At 69.4% G+C, this 20838-nt stretch carries 17 protein-coding genes; 10 read left to right on the forward strand and 7 right to left on the reverse strand.

The window, feature by feature from the left end; translation table 11 throughout:
* Positions 1-10 precede the first annotated feature (10 nt).
* From BW41_RS04180 to BW41_RS04190, 3 genes are all read left to right on the forward strand, one after another.
* The gene (locus BW41_RS04180) at positions 11-1585 is read left to right on the forward strand and encodes a tetratricopeptide repeat-containing sulfotransferase family protein (protein WP_037531752.1); all 1575 of its coding nucleotides are present in this window, start codon (positions 11-13) and stop codon (positions 1583-1585) included.
* A gap of 115 nt (positions 1586-1700) precedes the next feature.
* A complete protein-coding gene (locus tag BW41_RS04185) occupies positions 1701-2588 on the forward strand; it encodes a sterol desaturase family protein (RefSeq protein ID WP_037531754.1) in 888 nt (295 codons plus the stop codon).
* Between the two features lie 75 nt (positions 2589-2663).
* Positions 2664-3548, forward strand: a complete 885-nt coding sequence (locus BW41_RS04190) for a Vgb family protein (protein WP_235199509.1) — start codon at positions 2664-2666, stop codon at positions 3546-3548.
* 11 nt (positions 3549-3559) lie between these two features.
* Here BW41_RS04190 and BW41_RS04195 read toward each other — a convergent pair whose 3' ends face one another.
* The 3 genes from BW41_RS04195 to BW41_RS04205 form a co-directional block, all read right to left on the reverse strand.
* Positions 3560-4435: an MBL fold metallo-hydrolase gene (locus BW41_RS04195; protein WP_443027636.1), complete on the reverse strand. Its 876-nt coding sequence runs from the start codon at positions 4433-4435 to the stop codon at positions 3560-3562.
* 129 nt (positions 4436-4564) lie between these two features.
* Entirely contained in the window at positions 4565-4894 is a 330-nt protein-coding gene (locus BW41_RS04200) for a UrcA family protein (RefSeq protein ID WP_200870339.1), read from the reverse strand.
* Between the two features lie 109 nt (positions 4895-5003).
* On the reverse strand, positions 5004-5372 hold the full coding sequence (locus tag BW41_RS04205; protein WP_037531759.1) for a hypothetical protein: 369 nt from the start codon (positions 5370-5372) through the stop codon (positions 5004-5006).
* A gap of 205 nt (positions 5373-5577) precedes the next feature.
* Between BW41_RS04205 and BW41_RS04210 the strand changes: the two genes are divergently transcribed.
* The 4 genes from BW41_RS04210 to BW41_RS04225 all read left to right on the forward strand — a co-directional run bounded on the left by BW41_RS04210 (position 5578) and on the right by BW41_RS04225 (position 10939).
* Positions 5578-8013 carry a TonB-dependent receptor gene (locus BW41_RS04210; RefSeq protein ID WP_037531761.1) on the forward strand — a complete coding sequence of 812 codons (2436 nt, stop codon included), beginning with the start codon at positions 5578-5580 and terminating at the stop codon, positions 8011-8013.
* A 79-nt stretch (positions 8014-8092) separates the two neighbouring features.
* Entirely contained in the window at positions 8093-8410 is a 318-nt protein-coding gene (locus tag BW41_RS04215) for a 2Fe-2S iron-sulfur cluster-binding protein (RefSeq protein WP_037531763.1), read from the forward strand.
* 40 nt (positions 8411-8450) lie between these two features.
* Positions 8451-9158, forward strand: a complete 708-nt coding sequence (locus BW41_RS04220; RefSeq protein ID WP_152542109.1) for a DUF3237 domain-containing protein — start codon at positions 8451-8453, stop codon at positions 9156-9158.
* A 26-nt stretch (positions 9159-9184) separates the two neighbouring features.
* Positions 9185-10939, forward strand: coding sequence for a tannase/feruloyl esterase family alpha/beta hydrolase (locus tag BW41_RS04225; protein WP_051583242.1), 1755 nt, complete (start codon positions 9185-9187; stop codon positions 10937-10939).
* Between the two features lie 49 nt (positions 10940-10988).
* Here the strand turns inward: BW41_RS04225 and BW41_RS04230 are convergent, their stop codons facing one another.
* The 4 genes from BW41_RS04230 to BW41_RS21185 all read right to left on the reverse strand — a co-directional run bounded on the left by BW41_RS04230 (position 10989) and on the right by BW41_RS21185 (position 15665).
* Entirely contained in the window at positions 10989-13244 is a 2256-nt protein-coding gene (locus BW41_RS04230) for a TonB-dependent receptor (RefSeq protein ID WP_235199502.1), read from the reverse strand.
* A 92-nt stretch (positions 13245-13336) separates the two neighbouring features.
* Positions 13337-14395, reverse strand: a complete 1059-nt coding sequence (locus BW41_RS04235) for an alpha/beta hydrolase (RefSeq protein ID WP_037531765.1) — start codon at positions 14393-14395, stop codon at positions 13337-13339.
* Positions 14396-14508: 113 nt separating this feature from the next.
* Positions 14509-15492 carry an alpha/beta hydrolase gene (locus tag BW41_RS04240; RefSeq protein ID WP_037531767.1) on the reverse strand — a complete coding sequence of 328 codons (984 nt, stop codon included), beginning with the start codon at positions 15490-15492 and terminating at the stop codon, positions 14509-14511.
* Complete coding sequence (locus tag BW41_RS21185) at positions 15492-15665, reverse strand: hypothetical protein (protein WP_153810789.1); 174 nt, start codon at positions 15663-15665, stop codon at positions 15492-15494. The genes BW41_RS04240 and BW41_RS21185 overlap by 1 nt, the downstream gene beginning before the upstream one ends.
* Before the next feature lie 280 nt (positions 15666-15945).
* Between BW41_RS21185 and BW41_RS04245 the strand changes: the two genes are divergently transcribed.
* From BW41_RS04245 to BW41_RS04255, 3 genes are all read left to right on the forward strand, one after another.
* The gene (locus BW41_RS04245) at positions 15946-17277 is read left to right on the forward strand and encodes a family 1 glycosylhydrolase (protein ID WP_037531768.1); all 1332 of its coding nucleotides are present in this window, start codon (positions 15946-15948) and stop codon (positions 17275-17277) included.
* A gap of 102 nt (positions 17278-17379) precedes the next feature.
* Complete coding sequence (locus BW41_RS04250) at positions 17380-18306, forward strand: LysR family transcriptional regulator (protein ID WP_051583243.1); 927 nt, start codon at positions 17380-17382, stop codon at positions 18304-18306.
* 96 nt (positions 18307-18402) lie between these two features.
* The gene (locus BW41_RS04255; protein WP_037531769.1) at positions 18403-20820 is read left to right on the forward strand and encodes a TonB-dependent receptor; all 2418 of its coding nucleotides are present in this window, start codon (positions 18403-18405) and stop codon (positions 20818-20820) included.
* The last annotated feature ends 18 nt before the right edge of the window (positions 20821-20838 follow it).

Below are 20838 nucleotides of genomic sequence, written 5' to 3' on the forward strand. Positions count from 1 at the left end.
ACGCCGCCGCATGACCTCTCCGTCACCGCGCGCCGCGACGATCCGCGCGCTGCTCGCCCGCGGCGAGACCGGCGCGGCCTTCGATGCCGCCACCCGCTGGCGGATCGAGGCGCCGCACGTCGCCGAGGCCTGGTTCCTCGCCGGCATCGCCGCGGCGCTGCTCGGCAAGGTGACGATCGCCATCGAGCTGGTCGAGGCGGCGACGGGGCGCGACGGGCAGGGGGAATATCACGCGCAGCTCGCCCGCCTCTACACGCTGGTACGCCGCGACGACGACGCCGCGCGCGCGCTGCGGGCGGCAGAGGCCGCGCCGCCGGGCGACGCGCTCGGGCGCGACACGATGGGCTGCGTCTATGCCCGGCTCGGCGACCATGCCGCCTCGTTGCCGCATTTCGACGCGGCGGTGCGGCTGGAGCCGGGGAACGTCGAGTTCCGCTACAATCAGGCCGCCGCGCTGAGCTTCGTCGGCCGGCAGGAGGCGGCGGAGCAGGCGGTGGAAGCGCTGATCGCGCGGTCGCCCGGCCATGCCCGCGCGCATCACCTGCTCGCCGGGCTGCGCCGGCAGACGCCGGAGCGCAACCATGTCGACCGGCTCACCGCCGCACGCCGCGCCGCGCGGGCGGGGCCGGACCGGCTGCTGCTCGGCTATGCGCTCGCCAAGGAGCTCGACGATCTCGGCGAGCCGATCACCGCCTTCGCCGCGCTCGCCGAGGCCAATGCCGAGCATCGCGCCGCCTTGCCCTATCGCTTCGCCAGCGACGCCGCCAATTTCGATGCGGTCGAAGCGCATTGGCTGCGGCCCGCCGCCGCGCCGGCGAGTCCGGCGCCGGGCGCGCGGCCGATCTTCATCGTCGGCATGCCGCGGACCGGGACGACGTTGGTCGATCGCATCCTGTCGTCGCATCCCGAGGTCGAGAGCGCCGGCGAGCTGCAGGCGATGCCGCTCGCGGTCAAGCTGGCGAGCGGCACGCGCAGCCGCACCGTGCTCGATCCCGAGACGATCGCCGCGGCGGCGGCCGTCGATCCGGGTGCGATCGGTCGCGCTTACCTCGCCCGCGCCGCCGCGCATGTCGCCGGCGCGAAGTCGCGGTTCATCGACAAGTTTCCCGGCAATATGATGTACATCGGCCTGATCGCCCGCGCGTTGCCCGATGCGGCAATCGTCTGTCTGCGGCGCAATCCGATGGACACGATCCTCGCCAACTTCCGCAACCTGTTCGCGATCGGCTCGCGCTATTACGATTATAGCTACGATCTGCTCGACATCGCGGCTTACTATCATCGTTTCGACCGGCTGATGGCGCTGTGGCGCGAGGTGCTGCCGGGGCGGGTGCTCGAACTCGGCTATGAGGATCTGGTGGCGAACCAGGAGCAGGCGACCCGCCGGCTGCTCGCCCATTGCGGGCTCGACTGGTCGGACGCCTGCCTCTCCTTCCAGAGCAATGCCGCGCCGGTGTCGACTCCGAGCGCGGCGCAGGTCCGCCGGCCGCTCTACCGCGATGCGGTGGATCGCTGGCGCCGCCATGCCGAGGCGCTCGCGCCGGCCCGCGCCTTCCTCGCCGAACGCGGTATCGTTGTCGACTAGTCGCGTGCGCGCGCCAGCCGCGGCTACGTCATTTGCCCACCTGTGCTGCCGGTCGGCCGCCTTATCGTCTGCGCTGCGGCCGGCCCCGTGGCGCCGGCAGATCGGGCGGAACACGATGACGACGACCCTCTTGCGCTATGTGCAGCCGATGATGGTGGCGGCGGTGCTGTTCGGCTGGGCGGTCGCGCCCGCCGCGGTGACCGGTAATCCCTGGTCGATCGTCCTCGCGACGTTGCTCACCACCGCGCTGATCCAGGGCCTCGAATGGGTCAGCGAACGGCACCGCAGCTGGCGCCTCACCCGGCAGGAGTTCCTCACCGACCTGTTCTACCTGACGCTCAACTATACCGCGATCGCCTGGCTGTCGCGCACGCTCGCCGATGCGCCGCTCACCGCCGCCAAACAGGCGCTCGGCATCACCACCGCCTGGGCGATGCACCTGCCGTTCGTGGTCCAGGTCGCGATGGTGATCGTGCTGATCGAATTCGGCCAATATTGGATGCACCGGCTGATGCACAATCAGGCGTTCTTCTGGTCGACGCACGCGCCGCATCATCATCTGACGCAGCTCAACGCGATGAAGGGGGCGGTGGGCAATCCGATCGAGCTGTTCCTGATCAGCCTCAGCGTGCTGGCGCTGTTCGACCTGCCGCTCGCCGCGGAGTTCTGCGCGCTCAACATCCTCGCAATCGTCTCCACCTTCGCGCACGCCAATACGCGCTGCGATCCGCCGCGCTGGTACGCCTATGTCTTCACGACGATCCGCAACCATAGCCTGCACCATTCGGTCGGCTATGAGGAGACGCGGTGCAATTACGGCAATTCGCTGATCCTGCTCGACCGCATCTTCGGCACCTATTGCGACGGCGAGGCGGAGGCGGTGGGGCAGGACGCGCGCCGGCGGCTGACGATCCGCGAGCAGTTCCTGTTCCCGGCGCAACCGCTGATCGCGCGGGCGCGCCGGCGCCGCGACGCCGCGGAGCAGACCGAAGCCGCGATCTGATCGCCATCGTTGACGGGGGACTATGTGCGCATGACAGCGAAGACGTGGGTGGCAGCAGTGATCTCCGCCTGCCTGATGATCGCGCCGGCGCTGGCCGCGACGCCGTCCGCGCGCGTGCTGACCGTGCCGGGCTTTGCCGATTTCCTCGCCGTCGACGGCAAGAGCGTCTGGGCGACCAACGTCGGCCGGGTCGAGCGCTGGTCGGTGCACGGCAAGCAGGCGGCGGTGGCGATGGCGCATCCGTGCGGCGCGATGACGATCGCTTATGGCTCGCTCTGGGTGGCGGATTGCAAGGCGCTGACGCTCAACCGCATCGATCCGAAGACCGCGACGATCACCGCGGTGATCGCCACCGGCATCGCCAATCCCAAGGGCGAACTCAACGTCGCCGCCGGGGCGGGCGCGATCTGGGTGGCGAGCGACGCGGGCGGCGTCATCGCGCGGATCGATCCCGCGACCAACGGCGTGACCGCCGCGATCCCGGTCAATCCGGACAGTTTCTATCTGGCGTTCGGGGCGGGTGCGCTATGGGCGGTGAGCGGCACCGGCCGCAGCCTGCAACGCATCGATCCCGCGACCAATACGGTCACCGCGACGGTTGCGCTGGGTCGTGAGCCGGGCTTCCTCGCGGTGGGCGAAGGCGCGGTCTGGGTGCAGGAACAGGGGGACGGCACCGTCGCGCGGATCGACCCCGCCGGCGCCACGGTGACCGGCCGGGTCAAGGTCGACGAGACGTTGAAATACGGCGATATCGATACCGGCGGCGGCAAGGTCTGGCTGCGCACCACCGCCGGCCAGACCTTCGTCGTCATCGATGCGCGGACGCTCGCGGTCACTGCGCGGGTCGGCGCGGCGGCGGGCAGCGGCGCGTTGCGCTACACGCGGGCGGGCGTGTGGACGAGCGCGCACGACGCGCACACGCTGTCGTGGTGGAAGAGCCCCAAGTCGATCGGCCGCTGACCGCGGCGCGATCAGCGCGGCTTGGGATCGATGGGGTAGACGATGAAATCGGCGTGGCGATCGATCGCCGGCGGCGTCGCGGCCGCATCCACCGCCGCGTCGAGCTCCGCGATCGCCGTCGGCGGCAGCGCCAGACCATGTTCGGACGGATGCGTCGCGGCCTGCATCGGATAGTCGCGCCCCGGCGTCGTCGTCATCTCGATATGCGCGCCGAGCAGGGCGCGGATCGGATGCGTGCGGGCGAAGGCGACGAGCCGGTCGGCGCTGGCGCGGAAGACGGCGAAACGGTCGCGCGGCACGTAGAGGCGGCCCGGATAGAGCATGTCGCCCGAGAAGAGCAGCCGCGTGCGCGCGTCGTAGACCATGATATGCGCGGATTCGTGCCCCGGTGTCGGCAGGATCGCGAGCGGACGGCCGCCGAGGTCGTAATGGCCGATCGTCCGGGGCCAGTCGCGAACCGCGAAGACGGCGGCGACCTGTTCGGGGGCGAGGCCGACGATCTGCGTATCCGGGCGGTCGCGGAATTCGTCGTCGCCGGCGTGATGATCGCCATGACCGTGCGAATGCGCGACGATCAGGCGGATCGGCCGGTCGCCATGGCGCCGGCGCCAGTCGGCGATAAGTCGGTCGACGACGGGCCGGATGCGCAATCCGCCGGCACCGCTGTCGATCAGCAACGCGCGGTCGCGTCCGAACAGGAGGTAGAGGAACGGCGCCTCGAAATTGGTGCGCACCGACTGGCGGATCACGACGGTGTCGGCGTCGATGCGCTGCACCTGCGTTTCGGACTCGCCCGGCGTGGTGCCGTCGATCCAGGGCGCAAATGACGGCCCGCCGGGCGCCGCCGCGCCGAGCGTCAGCCACGCCGCAGTGGCGAGCACGAGCACCCGACGGACCGAAGGCCCGACCGGTCTGCTAAACAAGGCTGACGAAGGCATCATCCCGTCAGCCTAGGCGGAGCGATCCGCGCGGCCATGGGGCGTTTGACGGAGCCGGGATGCGGCTCCGTCGACGCCTCAGCGCATCGCCAGCTGCGTGCCGTGCGCCTCGCCGCGCGCCGCGGTCGCGGCGGCGATGCGGGTGCGGATGTCGGCGATCACGTCGGCACGGCATTCGCGCGCCTGCGCACCGAGCGCGAGATGGACGCTGCTCAGCTTCTCGCCGCAGACCGTGCTGGCGACCTGATCCATCCGGATCGCCAGCCGCTGCTGGCCGTCGACGGTGGTCAGATCGAGCCCGCGCAGGTTGAGCACGGCGCTGTCGGCCGAGAAGGGGTTGCCGCCGGGTGCGGCGAGGGCCGGCGTGGCCGCCAGAACAGCGGCGAGCGCCGCGACACCGAGTTTCATCATCATCTCCTGCATTCGGGCCTGTCGCTCTTCCGGCAACACGGTCGCATGAATGTAGGAGTGATGGTGCCCGTCGACAAGCACCCGGCCGCCGCCACCGCGGCGCGGATCAGTGGGCGGCGATGACCAGCGAGGCGAGCTCCAGCCGGCCGCCGAGCGATCCGGGCGGCAGGGCCACGGTCGCGGTGCGCGCCTGATCGTCGTCGCCGTCGGCAAAGGTGATCGGCACCGCATAATGGCGCGTGATCGGCCAGCTCCGGGCGGTCGCCAGCGGCACGACGATCCGCCAGCGGCGTCCACCCTCGACGGCGAGCGCTCGCCCGCCGATCCGCACCGGGGTGGCGGCATCGGCGCGCTCCCCCGACAGGCGCAGGCAGGTCTCGGTGCCGCAATGCACCAGCGTCGCACGCGGCGCTGCCGCCGCGGCAGAGGGCAGGGCAGCGACGGTCGCCGCAAGCAGGAAGAGCCGGATCGCCATGGGTCCTGGCTAGCGCGACACGCGGCACGGCGGCATCCGCCGTTTGACGTAGGCGGAGCGGACGATCGGCCGGTTACGTCAAACGCCCCATGTCGGTTCGCCGCCAATATCCACACTCTGCTGCACACGCGAACGGCCCGATCGGGACGCCGGCACAGACCGGCAAAGCCTCGGCGGCCGTTGGTTTTGTGACAAGGGGGCGTTGATGGCAGTAGGTTTTTCCCGCGCAGGCTTGATGGGCGCGACCGCGCTGATGAGCATCCTCAGCGCGCCGGCGCTGGCGCAGGAGGCGCCGGCGAATGCTGCGGGGGGGGCGGACCCGTCGATCGTCTCGGACGCGAACGACATCGTCGTCACCGGCAGCCGGCGGCGGACGACGTTGCAGGACGCGCCGATCAACATCAGCGCCGTCTCCGCCGAGACGATCCAGACGCAGCGGCTCGACGACATCCGCTCGCTCGCCTCCTTCACGCCGGGCGTCACCGTCGCCGACACCGGCCCGGGCTCGACCGGCGCGATCATCCTGCGCGGCATCGCCTCGGGCGACACCAGCGTGGGCGGCGCAGACAGCGGCAATGCGGTCGGCGTCTATCTGGGCGAAGTGCCACTCTACCTCGACTTCAAGCTGATCGACGTCGCGCGCGTCGAGGTGCTGCAGGGGCCGCAGGGCACGCTCTACGGTCTCGGCACGCTCGCCGGTGCGGTGCGCTACATCCCCAACCGTCCGGAGACCGACCGGATCACGATCGACGCGCACGGCCGCGGCTATGCCCAGTCGCATTCGGGGGATTTCGGCGCGCTCGGCGACGTCGCGATCAACGTGCCGATCGTCAAGGACCACATCGCCTTCCGCACCTCGACCGGCTATTACGACAATGCCGGCTTCATCGATTACAATTACCTGCTTCAGCAGCCCGGCGTGTCGGACCCGCAGCCGGGCCGCGCGGCGACCGGCGCGGCCGCATCGCTGGGCAGCAACGCCGATTACGGCGCCAACTTCACGCGCAGGCGCGACGTCAATTACGAACACACCTTCACCACGCGCAACCAGTTGCTGCTCGAGGTCAATCCCGACATCAAGGCGTATCTCACCTACGCGCATCAGACGACCAAGACCGGCGGCCGTCAGGCGAATGGCGCGGGCGTGCTCGGCACCGGCGATTACGAAGGCCCGTGGCGCTATCTGGAACCGGTCGACCGCCGGGCCGATCTGTTCTCCGCCGAATTCAACATCAACCTCGGCCGGATCGCGCAGCTGGTCAGCACCACCGCCTATACCAAGCAGCATATCACCAGCACCGACGACAATACCGATCTGCTGCTCGACCTCGATTACGGCTATGAGGCGTTCCCGCAATTCTCCTCCTATGCCAACAATGAACAGCGCTACCGGCAGTTCAACCAGGAGGTACGGATCGTCTCCGCGCATGGCGGGCCGTTCAACTGGGTGATCGGCGGCTTCTACAACCGGCTCAAGTTCGGCAGCACGCGCAACGAATATACGCCCGGCTTCGCCGCCTTCGCCGGCATCAACCGGCCCGACGACCTCGAATATATCTCGCTGGTCAACAGCAAGACGACCGAGAAGGCCGCCTATGGCGAAGGCACGCTGCACCTGACCCAGGCGTGGCAGGTCACCGGCGGCATCCGCTATTTCAAATATGACGCGAGCGTCGAGGGCGGATCGGACACGCCGCTGTTCGGCGGCGGCCTGACGCGCATGCCCTATCCGTCGACCACGATCGCCGCGAGCCGCATCCGCACCGGCGATACCGCCAAGGACGGCGTGGTGTGGAAGGGCAATACCTCGTACAAGTTCAGCGAGAACCTGCTCGCCTATTTCACCTATTCGACCGGTTATCGCGTCGGCGGCGTCAACCGCGTCGTCCCCTGCATCCAGCCGCTGCCCGCCGGCCAGAACCTCTGCGCGCTGCCCAATGAGCTGGTCTACGGCCCGGACCGCACGCGCAACAAGGAAGTCGGCGTCCGCGCCAGCCTGTTCGACAAGAGGCTGCAATTCACCGTCGACGGCTATGAGATCAACTGGACCGGCGTGCAGGTGCCGAGCCAGACGGTCAACGGCGCGATCGGCATCACCGTCAACGGCGCCGACGCCGTGTCGCGCGGCTTCGACGTCCAGACGACGGTGCGGCCGGTGCGCAACCTGTCGCTGACCGGCACCTATTCCTATGTCGACGCGCATCTGACGCAGGATGTCGCCGGCCTCGTCGTCAGCCAGGGGGTGCGCTACGATGCCTTTGCGGGCGATCGCCTGCCCGGATCGGCGAAGAACAGCGGCAGCCTGCAGATCAACTACACCTATCCGCTCGGCGACGGCCGCCGGATCGAGGCGAATTGGGCGTCCGTCTATCGCGGCGGCATCTATTCGCGCGTCGGCCTGCGCGGCAACGGCGAACGCATCCCCAGCTATGTGACGCACGGCGCGTCGTTGAACTACGTCACGTCGCAATATGAGTTCGGCCTGTTCGCCGACAATATCTTCGACAAATATGCGGTGACCGCGATCAGCAACGACATATCGTCGTACAATCAGGTGCGCACCGATGTCGTCGAGCGCTATTACGCGCGCGGGGTGCTGACGCCGCGGCGCGTCGGCGTCGAATTCCGCCTTCATTATTGATCCGCCGCTCGACGGGTGCCGTCCGCCCCGCGGGCGGCGGCATCCCGCAGACCCGCGACACAGCCAAGACCAGGACCCCATGACCCGATTGATCGTCACGACGCGCGAGGGGGAAACCCGCGCCCTTGAAACCGCGCCCGGCCTCTCCGTGATGGAGGTGATCCGCGAGGCGGGGATCGACGAACTGCTCGCGCTGTGCGGCGGTTGTCTGTCCTGCGCCACCTGCCACGTCATCGTCGACCCCGCCGACGCCGCGCGTCTCGCCCCCGCGAGCAGCGAGGAAGAGGATCTGCTCGACGGTCTGGACGACCGCGCACCGACATCGCGGCTCGCCTGCCAGATCCCCTTCGACGCCCGGCTCGACGGCCTGCGCGTGACGATCGGGGCGGAGGCCTGACCGGCTGACCGCGGTCGGACCCGTCGCACCGGAGCCGTCGGTGAACGGCGTCGCAGCGCCGATTTTCGACGTGCCTCCCGGCGGATCGGCGCATAGCCTGTGGCGCGACCGCTTCCTCGCCCGGCCGGGCGGGCAGAGGGTCGGATCAAGCGACAGGGCGGACCGCCCGGCGATGGAGAGGACGGATATGACCGAAGGCGATATATTTGCCGTGCCGGCCGCGATGGAGACGGCGGTGTCGCGGCGGCATCTGGTGGCGGGCTCGCTCGGCGTCGGCGCAGCGCTCGCCGCGCCGGCGCTCGCGGCGCAGACGCCGGGACGGACCGCGCCGCTGACGAGCATCGGCCTCGACCTCGCCTATGAGGCGATCGTGACGCTCGGCCCGGTCGAACAGGTCGGGATCACCCCGGTCGGCAAGCGCGTGCGCATCCCGATCACCGGCGGCACCTTCGCCGGCCCGCGGCTGTCGGGCACCATCCTGCCGGAGGGGATGGACTGGCAGGTGGTGCGCAGCGACGGCTTCACGATGGTCGAGGCGTCGTACCTGATGCGCGAGGCGGACGGCACGCTCATCCACATCTATAACAAGGGACTGGCCGGCAAGGATTATGTCCGCACGACGCCGGTGTTCGAAGTGCCGATGGGCAAGCATGGCTGGCTTAACCAGTCGGTGTTTCTCGGTATGATCGGCCCGGTTTCCGAACGCCGCGATCCGGCGGTGCGGATCACCGTCTACCGGGTCGCCTGAACCGGGTTTCGCGAGAGGAGCTTGCCGTGACGCACCGACTGCTGCTGGCGACGACCTCCGCTTTGTGCCTCACCGTCGGCGCCGCGGTCGCGCTGCACGGCGCGCCGGCGCCGGCCGCGGCGGCGCAGGCCGATGCCGGCCGCAGCGGGACTCGCTGCGCCGCGCTCGCCTCCTGGTCGCGCGGCGGGATTCGCATCACTGCGGCCACCCCGCATGCGGCGGGCCTCGTCGTCGCCATGGGCAATGGTGCCTCGTCCGCGCCGCTGCCGGCGCATTGCGAGGTCAGCGGCATGCTCGCGGAGCATGTCGGCCGCGACGGGCAGCGGTATGCGATCCGCTTCAAGATGCGGCTGCCCGACCAGTGGAACCGGCGCTTCCTGTTCCAGGGCGGCGGCGGCACCGACGGCAATGTCGACGAGGCGCTCGGCGTGATCGCGGAAGGCCAGCCGCTCGGGATCAGCCGCGGCTATGCGGTCATCACGCAGGATGCGGGGCATTCCAACACGTCCAACGCGGATCCGGCGCGCGGCGGCATGGTCGCCTTCGGCGCCGATCCGCAGGCGCGCGCCGATTACGGCCATGCCTCGCTCAAGGCGAGCTATGACGCCGCGCGTGCGATCATCGCTTATGTCTATGGCGGCGATCCGGTCCATTCCTATTTCGCCGGCTGTTCGAAGGGCGGGCAGGAGGGCATGGCCTTCGCGCAGCGCTATCCCGACGCGTTCGACGGGATCCTGGCGGCGGCACCCGGCTTCGCCCTGCCCAAGGCGGCAATCGCCGAGGCGTGGAACACGCAGCAATTCGCCGCGATCGTCCGCCGGGCGGGCGAGGCGAGCGTGCCGATCGCGCGCCTTGCCGAGAGCTTCTCGGACGCCGACCTGCGCCTCGCCCGCGATGCGGTGCTGGAAGCGTGCGACGCGCGCGACGGCCTCAGGGACGGCATCGTCGGGGCCTTCGCGCAATGCCGCACCGATGCGGTGCTCGGCCGGCTGCGCGCGCGCGTCTGCCACGGCGACAAAGCGGCCGGCTGCCTCGCGCCGATTCAGATCGACGCGCTGGCGAAAGCCTATGCCGGGCCGCACGACAGCCGGGGCAGGGCGCTCTACGCCAGCTTCCCGTGGGACGCGGGCCTGTCCGATGACGGCTGGCGGGTGTGGAAGATCGGGCTGGCGGCGCAGGGGCCGCGGCCGATGATCCCGGCGATCAACGCCGCGATGGGCGCGCCCGCGCTGGCGACGATCTTCTCGACCCCGCCGCGCCTGCTCGCCGCGACGCCGCAGGCAGGGATGGATTACCAGCTTGCCTATAACGTCGATCGCGATGCGCCGGCGATCTTCGCCACCGCGCCGGGCTTCGCGCGATCGGCCTGGTCGGATATCGCCGCGCGATCCGAGGATCTGTCCGCCTTCCGCCGCCATGGCGCCAAGATGATCGTGCCGCACGGCGGCTCCGATCCCGTCTTCTCGATCAACGACACGATCGCCTGGTGGAGCGGCGTCGATCGCGCGACGGGCGGCAAGGCGGCGTCGTTCGTCCGCGTCTTCCCGGTGCCGGGCATGGGCCATTGCTCGGGCGGCCCGGCGACCGACCGGTTCGACGCCTTCGATGCCCTGGTCGCCTGGGTCGAGCGGGGCGTCGCACCCGACCGGATCGTCGCCCGTGCGAACCCCGCCTCGCCCTGGCCGGCGCGCACCCGTCCGCTCTGCCCCTATCCGAAGATCGCCAGACCGCGGCAGCCCGGCCACGCCTCCGAACGGGCCGAGGACTTCCTCTGCAGCTAGGCCGCCGCGTCGGGCATGGGTACGGCGACGCGCCGCCGACGCCCGTGCGTCAGTTGCTGTTGAGGCGGAAGGTCAGCCCGATCGTCCGCGGCCGCGGGCCGGCGAGCAAGGTCGGGCCGTTGGCCGCGGTCGGGCCGCGATAATCCGAGATATTGTCGGCGAACAGCCGCACCTCATAGCGATCGAACCGCACCCCGACGCTGGCGCGGTAGAGCTGATACGGATCGAGCGTATCGACCGTCGCATCGCCGTTGCGGGACCGTCCGATCGCGGTGACCGATCCGGTCGCGAACAGGTCGTAGCCGCCGATATCGTGATCGTAGGTGACGTCGCCGCGCCAGTTGAACGGCGGCGTGTTGAGCAGGCGCTGTCCGTCGCCGATGCGCGGATTGGCGGTGCCGAAGGCGGGCAGCACGCGGCTGAACTTCGAATCGTTGACGTTGCCGACCACCGACAGGACCAGCCCCTTGGCGGGCGTCCGCCACGTCGCCTCGACATCGAGTCCGCGCGAATAGCCGTCGCCGAGATTGGCGAAGGCGGCGAGCCCGATCGACGTGTTGAAGGCGCTCTGGATGTTAGTGTAGCGGATGTCGTACAGGCTGACCGCCAGCCGCAGCCCGCCGCCGAACAGCGTCGCCTTCGACCCGATTTCGAGGTTGCGCAACCGGTCGGGGGTCAGCGACAGCGCGCTCGGCACGCCGTCGGCGATCACCGCATCGGCCTGCGCCTTGGATTGCAGGATGCCGCTGCGAAAGCCGGTGCCCGCGTTGAAGAAGACCATCAGATCCTGATCGGGATAATAGGCCAGATTGGCGCGCCAGGTGACCGCGTCGGGATTGGCGTTGCTGAACACGCGGGTGCCGTTCGACAGCGAGTCCGACGTGCGATGATCGTTGAAATAGCGCAGCCCGACCAGCGGCACCAGCTTGCCGCCGAACAGCTGGTAGCTCACCTCCGAGAAGATCGCGTAATTCTCGGTCTTGGTGACGGTGTTGCCCGACAGCGCGAGCGCCGGGAAGTTGATGTCGAAGGTATAGAGGCCGGTCGCATTCTGGTAGAAGACGCCGGCGACGCCGTGGAACGGGCCGGACCCGGCGGTGGCGACGCGGAATTCGTTGACGAAGTTCTTGGCGTCGCCGCCATTGTTGAGCACCCCGATGCCGAGCGGCGCGCCGAGGTTGAGCCCGACCTGGAAACCGCCGGGCAGCGACTTCTGATAGGAGGTCGCATTGGTCAGCGTCACCTTGCCGATGTCGCGCGTGACGGTACCGGAAAAATAGAGGGCGCGGCGGCGGTCATAGCCGACGACGTCGCCCTGATAGGCGGCATAGGGCGGATCGACCGAATTGGTGACGTTGAGGTAATTCTGGTCGGTGCTGAAATACCAGCCGCGCAGGCGGACGGTGGTCAGCGCGTCGGGCTTCCACAACAGCACCGCCTGCAGGTCCTTGGCGACGACGTCATTGGCGTTGCGCGCGCGTGGCGTGCCGGTCGGCGCGCCGGCATAGATGTCGGCAATGCCGGCCTTGTAATCATAGCCGCCGCTGATCCGCAGGCCGAGCGTGTCGGTGATCAGCGGCAAGGAGAGGGCCGCCGCGGCGCGATAGTTGATCTTGCTGGCGTCGTTGGTCGTCGACACCTCCGCCTCGCCGGCCTCGGTGACGCGGCGCAGATCGGGATTCTTGGTGTGGTAGATAATCGTGCCGGCGGCCGAGCCCTGGCCGTAGAGCGTGCCCTGCGGGCCGCGCAGCACCTCGACCCGGTCGAGATCGAAGTAATTGACCGGCGGCGCGCTCTGATTGTTGGGGACGCCGAAGGGCGTGTCGTCAAGATAATAGCCGACCAGCCCGTCGCCGATCGGTCCGCCTGCGCCCGATCCGCGGAAGGAGAAGATGCGATAGCCCGCGCCGATCTCCTGCGCCTGCGATGCGCCGGGGATGAGCTGGATCAGGTCGGCGCCGTCGCGGACGTTGCGCTCCTTGAGCGTCGCGCCGGTGAACGCCTGGATCGCCTGCGGTACGCGGTTGAGCCGCTCGGCGCCGGTCTTCGATGCGGTGACGATGATGTCTGAGCCGTCGGGGGTCGGCACGTCGCTGGTCGATTGCGGCGCGGTGTCGACCGCCGTGGCGGTGGCGGTCGCGGTCGTCGGCGCGGCGGACGTATCCTGCTGCGCCACGGCCGGGGTCGCGGCGAGTGCGATGGCGCAGGCGCCGAGCGACGCGCCGAGATGGAGGCGCAGGGCGCCACGGGCATGCGACGGGCTGGCGTCTCTGCCAAGCCGGGCGGCACGCATGAAGATCATCATGCTATCCTCTCCTGATCGACCGACTGTCTTGCGCAATCGGTTGCGCTGGCGTATCACGGCATCCAAAGCCATGCAATACGGCCTGATTTATGTCAGGCCGATGCGGCGAACGCGGCGCGCAGCGCGCCTTTCCAGGCGGTGGTGAAGGCGATGGCGACGCGGGCCTGGGGCGCGATGCCGTCAAAGCAGTGATAGGCGCCCGGCGTGACGTGCAATTGCGTCGCCACCCCGGCGTCGATCAGCCGCGCGGCATAAGCGATGTCCTCGCCGACGAAGAGATCGAGCGACCCTACGCCGATGAACGCAGGCGGCAGCCCCCTCAGATCGTCGACCCGCGCCGGCACCGCGCCGGTCGGCACCTGGACGCTGCCTGCCGGCCGGCCGAGGAAGCTGGTCCAGCCGAAGCGGTTGGCCGCCGCATTCCAGCCGATCGTGCCGATGAACGGCGGCACGGCCCGCGTGCTGCCGGTGCGATCGTCGAGCATCGGATAGATCAGCAGCTGATAGCAGAGCGGCACCGTGCGCCGGTCGCGCGCCGCGATCGCCAGCATCGCCGCCAGCCCGCCGCCGGCGCTCTCGCCCATCACCGCGATCCGCCTGGCATCGACGCCCAGCTCGGCCGCATGGGCGTGGAGCCAGACGAGCGCGCTGTGACAGTCGTCGAGCGGCCCGGGAAACGGCGTCTCGGGCGACAGCCGGTAATCGGCTTCGACCACCACGCAATCGAGTTCCTCCGCCAGCCGCTGCGACGCGACGATCGTGTCGGCGACCCGGCCGAGGATCATGCCGCCGCCGTGGATATGGAGGATGGCGGGGCGGGGCGGCGTGCCGGACTTGCGGTTGATGACGATGACGCCGACCGGCGGGGATCCGGCGATGCCGGGCGCGACCCGTCGTTCGACCGCGGCGGCGGGCGGCGGCAGCGGAGACGGCGCCGGCGGCAACGTCCGGCGGATGGCGCGGACCGCGTCGGGGGTCAGCGGATCGGGCAACGGGCGGGAAAGGATCATCCTCGCGCCCTCGCGCAATTCGGGATCGACCCGCGCCAGGATCGCTGCGTCGCCTGCCGGCGATTGCGCCGCTGCCAGCGACGGCAGCGTCGCCGCCGCGGTGATCAGGCCGAAGTGGAAATCCCGCCGTGTCAGGTTCATCGCTGCATCCTCCCGATATCCGGCGCTGTCGCGCTCTCGTCGGCAGGGTGATCGAAAACGCCGTCTCCGACAAGAGCTTAGCGGCAAAACTCGCAAACGATTGCGAGCAGCCGTCAGTGACGGTGCATCCAGGCATCGAACAGCGCCAGCCACTCACCGTTCGGCGCGCCGGGCGTTCCCAGGCCGAAACCGTGGCCGCCGCGCTCGAACAGATGGATCTCCGCCGGAACCTTCGCCGCGCGCAGCGCCGCCAGCATCATCAGGCTGTTCTCGGGCGGCACCGCCGTGTCGTCGAGCGCATGGACGAGGAAGGTCGGCGGCGTCGTCGCATCGACGTGGCGGTCGGGCGAGCGCTGCGCGACCAGCGCCTCGTCGGGGGCGGGGCCGAGCAGGTGTTCCACGCTCGCCGCATTGGTGTAGCGCGCGGCAAGGGTGATGACCGGGTAGATCAGCCCCGCCGCCGCGGGACGCGGATCGATCGTGTCGATCGCATCGCGCGGCGCATAGACGCGCTCGCCGAATCCCGTCGCCAGCGAGGCGGCGAGGTGGCCGCCCGCCGAATAGCCGACCACCGCGACCGCCTCCGCCGCGAAGCGATACCGTCCCGCCGCTGCGCGGATCACGCGCATCGCGCGCTGCGCATCCTGCAGCGGTACGGTCGCGCGGTGGCTCCACCCTTCGCCGGGCAGGCGGTGGATGAGCACGAAGACGGTATAGCCGCGCGCCGCCAGCGCCTGCGCGGTGTCGCCGCCTTCATGCGTGCCGACGATGAACGTATAGGCGCCGCCGGGGATCAGCAGCACCGCGCGGCCGTTGCCCGACTGCGGCCGGAAGACGTGCAGCGTCGGGCGCGCGACGTTGCGGAAGAAACCCGGCGGGCTGTCCGGCGGCAGCGGCTGCGCGGCGAAGCCGGTCTCCGGCGGCGTGCCCGGCCACAGCGGCAGCGTCTCCGCCGCCCGCCACGCCGCCGACAGCGGCCCGAGCGGCCCCGGCGCAGGTTCGGGCGCACGCTGCGCCGTCGCGGCCTGCGGCATCGCCAGCCCCGCGCCGGTCGCGGCGAGCAGGGTGCGGCGGTCGATCGTCGGTGGGAAGCGCATCAGCCGCGCCCCCCGAAGGCCGTGGCGGGCCCGCACGGCCACGCGCCGGTGCGGTCGCGCGCGACCCGCGCCTGCGACGCCCCGGCATCGAAGGCGTCGGGCGTGACATGGGCATGGGCATGGGTCGGCCCGCCCGCGGTGATCCGCCGATGCCCTTGGCGTCGTGTCAGCATCGTCTCCCCTCCGCCGCAGCCGCTGCAATCGATTGTTCGGAACTTATCCCGCTTCCGGCAGCATCGCAACAGACGCGGCGCGACCGCATCGCGGCAGCGCCTCGACGCCGCGCTCCTGACCGGACCACGCACCGCATCGATGGTTCACCAGCGATTCAAACGATTATCATCGCTGCTTCGTCCGGCTTACCCTCATCGCAAACAGCCGAGCCGGAGACATTCGCCGGGCGATCATCCGCCCGCGGCCGTCATTTGCCGGCGCAAGCAGGAGAGACCTCGCATGACGACCATAGACCGGCGGGCCATGATCGCGAATGCGGCGATGATACCGCTGGCCGGCGCGGCGGCGACGGTCGGCCTGACCCCCGCGCCGGCGGCCGCCGCGCCGCGCGTCTTCCCGCCCTCCTTCCTGTGGGGCGTGGCGACCTCCGGCCACCAGACCGAGGGCAATAATACCAACAGCGACGTCTGGGCGGTCGAGCATCTCACCCCGTCCAACTTCAAGGAGCCGTCGGGCGATGCCTGCGACAGCTTCGAGCGCTGGCCGGTCGACCTCGACATCGTCCGCGGTCTGCACCTCGACAGCTATCGCTTCTCGCTGGAATGGGCGCGGATCGAGCCGGAGCCCGGCCAGGTCTCGATCGCGATGCTCGATCACTACAAAGCGATGATCGACGGCTGCCGGTCGCGCGGGATCAAGCCGATCGTGACGTTCAGCCACTTCAGCTGCCCGCGCTGGTTCGCCCTCGCCGGCGGCTGGACCAACCCGGAGGCGCCGCAGCTGTTCGCGCGCTTCTGCGACCGCGCGGCGCGGCATCTGGCCGGTGCCATCCACGCCGCAGCGACGCTGAACGAACCCAATCTGATGCGCCTGCTGCGCTACAAATTGCCCGCCCGCGCGCTGGCCGGCAGCGACGCGGTGCGCGCGGCGGCGGCGCGGGCCTATGGATCGGACCGCTTCGTCGCGATGATGATCGAAAGCGCCGCACAGACCGAGGCGGCGCTGCCGATCATGATCGCCGCGCATCGCGCCGGGCGGGCGGCGATCAAGGCGGTGCGCTCCGACCTGCCGGTCGGCGTGACGCTCGCCATCGAGGACGATCAGGCGGTCGGCGCACCCGAGGCGCGCGATCGCAAGCGCCGCCTCTGCTATGCCGACTGGCTCGAGGCGGCGCGCGGCGACGATTTCGTCGGCGTGCAGAATTACGAGCGGTCGCGCATCGGCGCGGAGGGCCGGCTGCCGCCCCCCGCAGGGGCGATGCTCAATGCGTCCGGCGCGGAAATCTATCCACCCTCGCTCGCCGGTGCGGTGCACTATGCCTGGGACGTGGCGAAGGTGCCGGTGCTCGTCTCCGAACATGGCGTCAACACGCAGGACGACCGGCAACGCGCCGCGCTGATCCCGGCGGCGCTGGCGCACCTGCACGACACGATGGCGCAGGGCGTGCCGGTGCTGGGCTATTGCCATTGGTCGCTGCTCGACAATTTCGAATGGATCTTCGGTTACGGCCCCCGCTACGGGCTGGCGAGCGTCGACCGGACGACGTTCCGGCGCACGCTCAAGCCCAGTGCGCATGTTCTCGCCGCGATCGCCCGGCGTCGCGCGGTCTGAACACCCGCGCATATGCCAGGCGATGGTAAATCCTGGCTCCCTGCGCCATTCCGGTAGCAGGAGAGGGCGTCGGCGGCGGCACGAGGCCCGGCGGAGAAGCGCATGCGGCTGGACAAGTTCGACCTCAATCTGCTCGTCGCGTTCGAGGCGCTGATGGCGGAGCGCAGCGTGACGCGCGCGGCGCAACGGCTCAATCTGACCCAGTCGGCGACCAGCGCCTCGCTCAAGCGACTGCGTGAGGCGTTCCAGGACGAATTGCTCGTCCTCCACGGCAAGACGATGATCCCGACCCCGCATGCCCTGTCGCTCGCGCCCGAGATCGCCAGCGCGATCGTCCTGCTCAAGAATTTGATCTCGTCCGCGACCGGCTTCGATCCCGCCGTCTCCGAACGGCGGTTCCGCATCGTCGCGTCGGATTACACCACGACGGTGTTCATTCAGCCGCTGCTCGCCCTGTTGCGGCGCGAGGCGCCGCACGTCCGGCTCGACCTGCTGTCGCCCCGCGAGGACACGTCCGATCGATTGGCCAAGGGCGAATATGATCTGTCGATCGTGCCGATCGAATTCGCCGACCTGCGCCACCCGACCGAGGAATTGTGGCGCGAGCGGCACGTCGTCGTCGGCTGGCGCGACAATCCGATCTTCGCGCAGCCGATCGGCGTCGACGCTTATGCCGCCGCCGGTCACGTCGTCGTCCAGATCGACGGCCGCAACACCTTCATCGAAAACGCGCTGTCGCAGCGTGGCCTGCTGCGCAAGGTGGAGGTGGCGGTGCCGTCCTTCCTGCAGGTGCCCTGGCTGTTGCCGGATACGCTGCGGCTGTCGCTGATGCACGAACGGCTGGCGATGCTGATGGCGGAGCGGCTCGACCTGCGCATCGCGCCGTTGCCGTTCGATATTCCGCCGATGATCCAGGTGCTGCAATATCATTCGACCCGGCATCTGGACCAGGGCCTGCGCTGGCTGCGGACGCGCTGCCACGCCGTCGCCAGATTCGCGCCGCCGCCGCCGGATCACAAATCGGAGTGATGGAAAACGAGCTAAATTAACAATTTTCCCGAATGCCGCCGGTTCCATATCACCCTGTCAACAGACGGCGACAACGCCGGAACATTGGGAGGATGTATGAAGCGCACTGCGGTTCTGCTCGCGTCGGCGGCTGCCCTGGTCGGATCGCCGGCCTTTGCCCAGGCGGGCCAGATCGTTCCGACCGAAACGCCCGGCGCGACCCGGCCCGATCAGCCGGCCGAGGCGGATCAGGGCGTCGGCGCCAATGCGCAGGCGCAGGCCGCGGCGCAGGACAGCGGTCAGCTTGAGGACATCGTCGTCACGGCGCAGAAGCGCGAACAGCGGCTGCGCGACGTGCCGGTCGCCGTCACCGCGCTCACCGCCGACACGCTGATCGCCCGCGGCATCAACGACGTCGCCGCCGTCACCCGCGCGGTCCCGAGTCTCACCGTCACGCAGACGGATGTCGCGACATCGAACAGCATCAACATCCGCGGCATCGGCACCAATGCGTTCAGCATCGGCGTCGAACCGGCGGTGGCGGTGGTGCTCGACGATGTCGCGCTGCTGCAACAGGCGCAGGCCTTCTCCGGCCTGTCCGACATCGCCCGGATCGAGGTGCTGCGCGGGCCGCAGGGCACGTTGTTCGGCAAGGGCGCGTCGGCGGGCGTGGTCAACATCGCGTCGCAGGCGCCGTCGTCGAAACTCGAGGCGGGCGTCGCGACGCAACTCACGACCGACCAGGAATTCCGGCTCGACGGATCGATCTCCGGTCCGGTGACCGACTGGCTCGGCGTGCGCGCCAATTTCTTCGTCGTCGACCGCGACGGCTATATCAACAATCGCGCCGGCGGCGACCGGCTCGGCGGCGAGAAGAGCAATGGCGTGCGCATCCGCGTCGACATCGATCCGACCTCGCGGCTCAACATCGCGCTGATCGCCAGCACCTCGCGCAACGTGACCGAGCCGGTCCGCACCTTCCGCTATATCCAGTCCGCCAATACGCGCATCTTCGCGGTGCAGCCCTATTTCGCCGGCAATCTGCTCGCGCCCGGACTGGTCGGGATCGTGCCGGGGACCGGCAATTACGACACGCGGGTCAACGTCCGGCCGAAGAGCGACAGCGAGCAGTCGCTCTACATCGGCCGCGCGACGCTCGACCTCGGTTTCGCCAATCTGATCGCGGTGACGGGGTATCAGACCTGGGATCTGGCGACGCGCGAGGACACCGATCTGACCGACCTCGCCTCGATCGCCGGCAATGCCGGCGGCGTCAGCCAGATCTCGGAGTATAACGCGCGGCAATTCTCGCAGGAGCTGCGCCTCGTCTCGAGCGGCGGCGGGCCGTTCAGCTATGTCGGCGGCCTCTATTACGCCAACGGCCAGACCGATCGCAGCTTCCAGCGCTTCGCTTTCGGGCCGGGCGCGCAGCAATGGACGGGCCGGGCCGGGACCGAGAGCTATGCCGCCTTCGGCCAGGCGACGCTCAACATCACCGGCACCACCCATGTCGACGGCGGCATCCGCTTCAACCGCGAAACCATCAACGTCCGCTTCACCGATCTGCGGTCGAGCGCGACCGCGGCGACCTGCGGCACCGGCTGCGCCGGCGACAGCAGCGACGACCAGATCACCTACAAGGCGGCGCTGCGCCAGGACCTCAACCGGTCGACGATGGTCTATGCCTCCTATGCCACGGGCTACAAGGGGCAGGGCTATGACGTGTCGAGCGGCTTCACGCCGACCCGCGCGTCGACGCCGATCCGCCCCGAACATTCCAAGGCCTATGAGGTCGGGCTGAAGGGCCAGTTCTTCGACAATCACGTCCAGCTCAACCTCGCCGGTTTCTGGACCGACTATAAGGATTTCCAGACGCAGACCGCGGCCAATGTCGGCGGCGTGCTGACCTTCCTGCTCGCCAACGCGCCGCGCCTGCGCAGCCGCGGCATCGAGGGCGACGTGTCGATCCGCCCGTTCCGCGCGCTGCGCCTCGACGGCGGAGCCTCCTACACCGACGCGCGCATCCAGGAATTCTCGACCGCCACCTGCTATCCGGGCGAACCGTTCGTCGTCGGCACGGTGGCGACCACGCCGGGCGTCTGCGTCAGCGCGACGACCTCGACCGGCGTGCAGAACCTCGCCGGTGCGCGGCTCGCCAATGCGCCGAAGTTCAAATACACCGTCTCGGGGACGTATGACGTCACCCTGCCCAGCCTGCCGTTCGATGGCTTCGTCCAGGCCGACTGGTCGTATCAGAGCTCCGTCAATTTCGACATCGGCGGCAATCCGCTGACCTTCCAGCGTGGTTACGGCGTGCTCAACGGCAGTATCGGGCTGAAGGCCGATGACGGGCGCGGCTATCAGATCAGTCTCTTCGCCAACAATCTTCTCGACAAACATTATGCGACGCAGATCACCGCCGCATCGGGAAGCAACACCGACGCCGGCGTCACCAACACCGGGCTGGCGACGGCACAATTCCTCAGCCGCGACTCGCGCCGTTACTTCGGCATCCGGGCGCGGGTGCGGTATTGATCGGTGGTTCGCCGGGTG

Origin of the sequence: Sphingomonas sp. RIT328 (assembly GCF_000632225.1) — a bacterium.
GTDB lineage: Bacteria > Pseudomonadota > Alphaproteobacteria > Sphingomonadales > Sphingomonadaceae > Sphingomonas > Sphingomonas kyungheensis.

What these genes read in the sequence shown, in the direction of transcription:
- BW41_RS04180 (WP_037531752.1), top strand. Translation starts at nt 11, where the DNA reads ATGACCTCTCCGTCACCGCGCGCCGCGACGATCCGCGCGCTGCTCGCC.
- BW41_RS04185 (WP_037531754.1), top strand. Translation starts at nt 1,701, where the DNA reads ATGACGACGACCCTCTTGCGCTATGTGCAGCCGATGATGGTGGCGGCG.
- BW41_RS04190 (WP_235199509.1), top strand. Translation starts at nt 2,664, where the DNA reads ATGATCGCGCCGGCGCTGGCCGCGACGCCGTCCGCGCGCGTGCTGACC.
- BW41_RS04200 (WP_200870339.1), bottom strand. Translation starts at nt 4,894, where the DNA reads ATGAAACTCGGTGTCGCGGCGCTCGCCGCTGTTCTGGCGGCCACGCCG.
- BW41_RS04205 (WP_037531759.1), bottom strand. Translation starts at nt 5,372, where the DNA reads ATGGCGATCCGGCTCTTCCTGCTTGCGGCGACCGTCGCTGCCCTGCCC.
- BW41_RS04210 (WP_037531761.1), top strand. Translation starts at nt 5,578, where the DNA reads ATGGCAGTAGGTTTTTCCCGCGCAGGCTTGATGGGCGCGACCGCGCTG.
- BW41_RS04215 (WP_037531763.1), top strand. Translation starts at nt 8,093, where the DNA reads ATGACCCGATTGATCGTCACGACGCGCGAGGGGGAAACCCGCGCCCTT.
- BW41_RS04230 (WP_235199502.1), bottom strand. Translation starts at nt 13,244, where the DNA reads ATGATGATCTTCATGCGTGCCGCCCGGCTTGGCAGAGACGCCAGCCCG.
- BW41_RS04235 (WP_037531765.1), bottom strand. Translation starts at nt 14,395, where the DNA reads ATGAACCTGACACGGCGGGATTTCCACTTCGGCCTGATCACCGCGGCG.
- BW41_RS04240 (WP_037531767.1), bottom strand. Translation starts at nt 15,492, where the DNA reads ATGCGCTTCCCACCGACGATCGACCGCCGCACCCTGCTCGCCGCGACC.
- BW41_RS21185 (WP_153810789.1), bottom strand. Translation starts at nt 15,665, where the DNA reads ATGCTGACACGACGCCAAGGGCATCGGCGGATCACCGCGGGCGGGCCG.
- BW41_RS04245 (WP_037531768.1), top strand. Translation starts at nt 15,946, where the DNA reads ATGACGACCATAGACCGGCGGGCCATGATCGCGAATGCGGCGATGATA.
- BW41_RS04250 (WP_051583243.1), top strand. Translation starts at nt 17,380, where the DNA reads ATGCGGCTGGACAAGTTCGACCTCAATCTGCTCGTCGCGTTCGAGGCG.
- BW41_RS04255 (WP_037531769.1), top strand. Translation starts at nt 18,403, where the DNA reads ATGAAGCGCACTGCGGTTCTGCTCGCGTCGGCGGCTGCCCTGGTCGGA.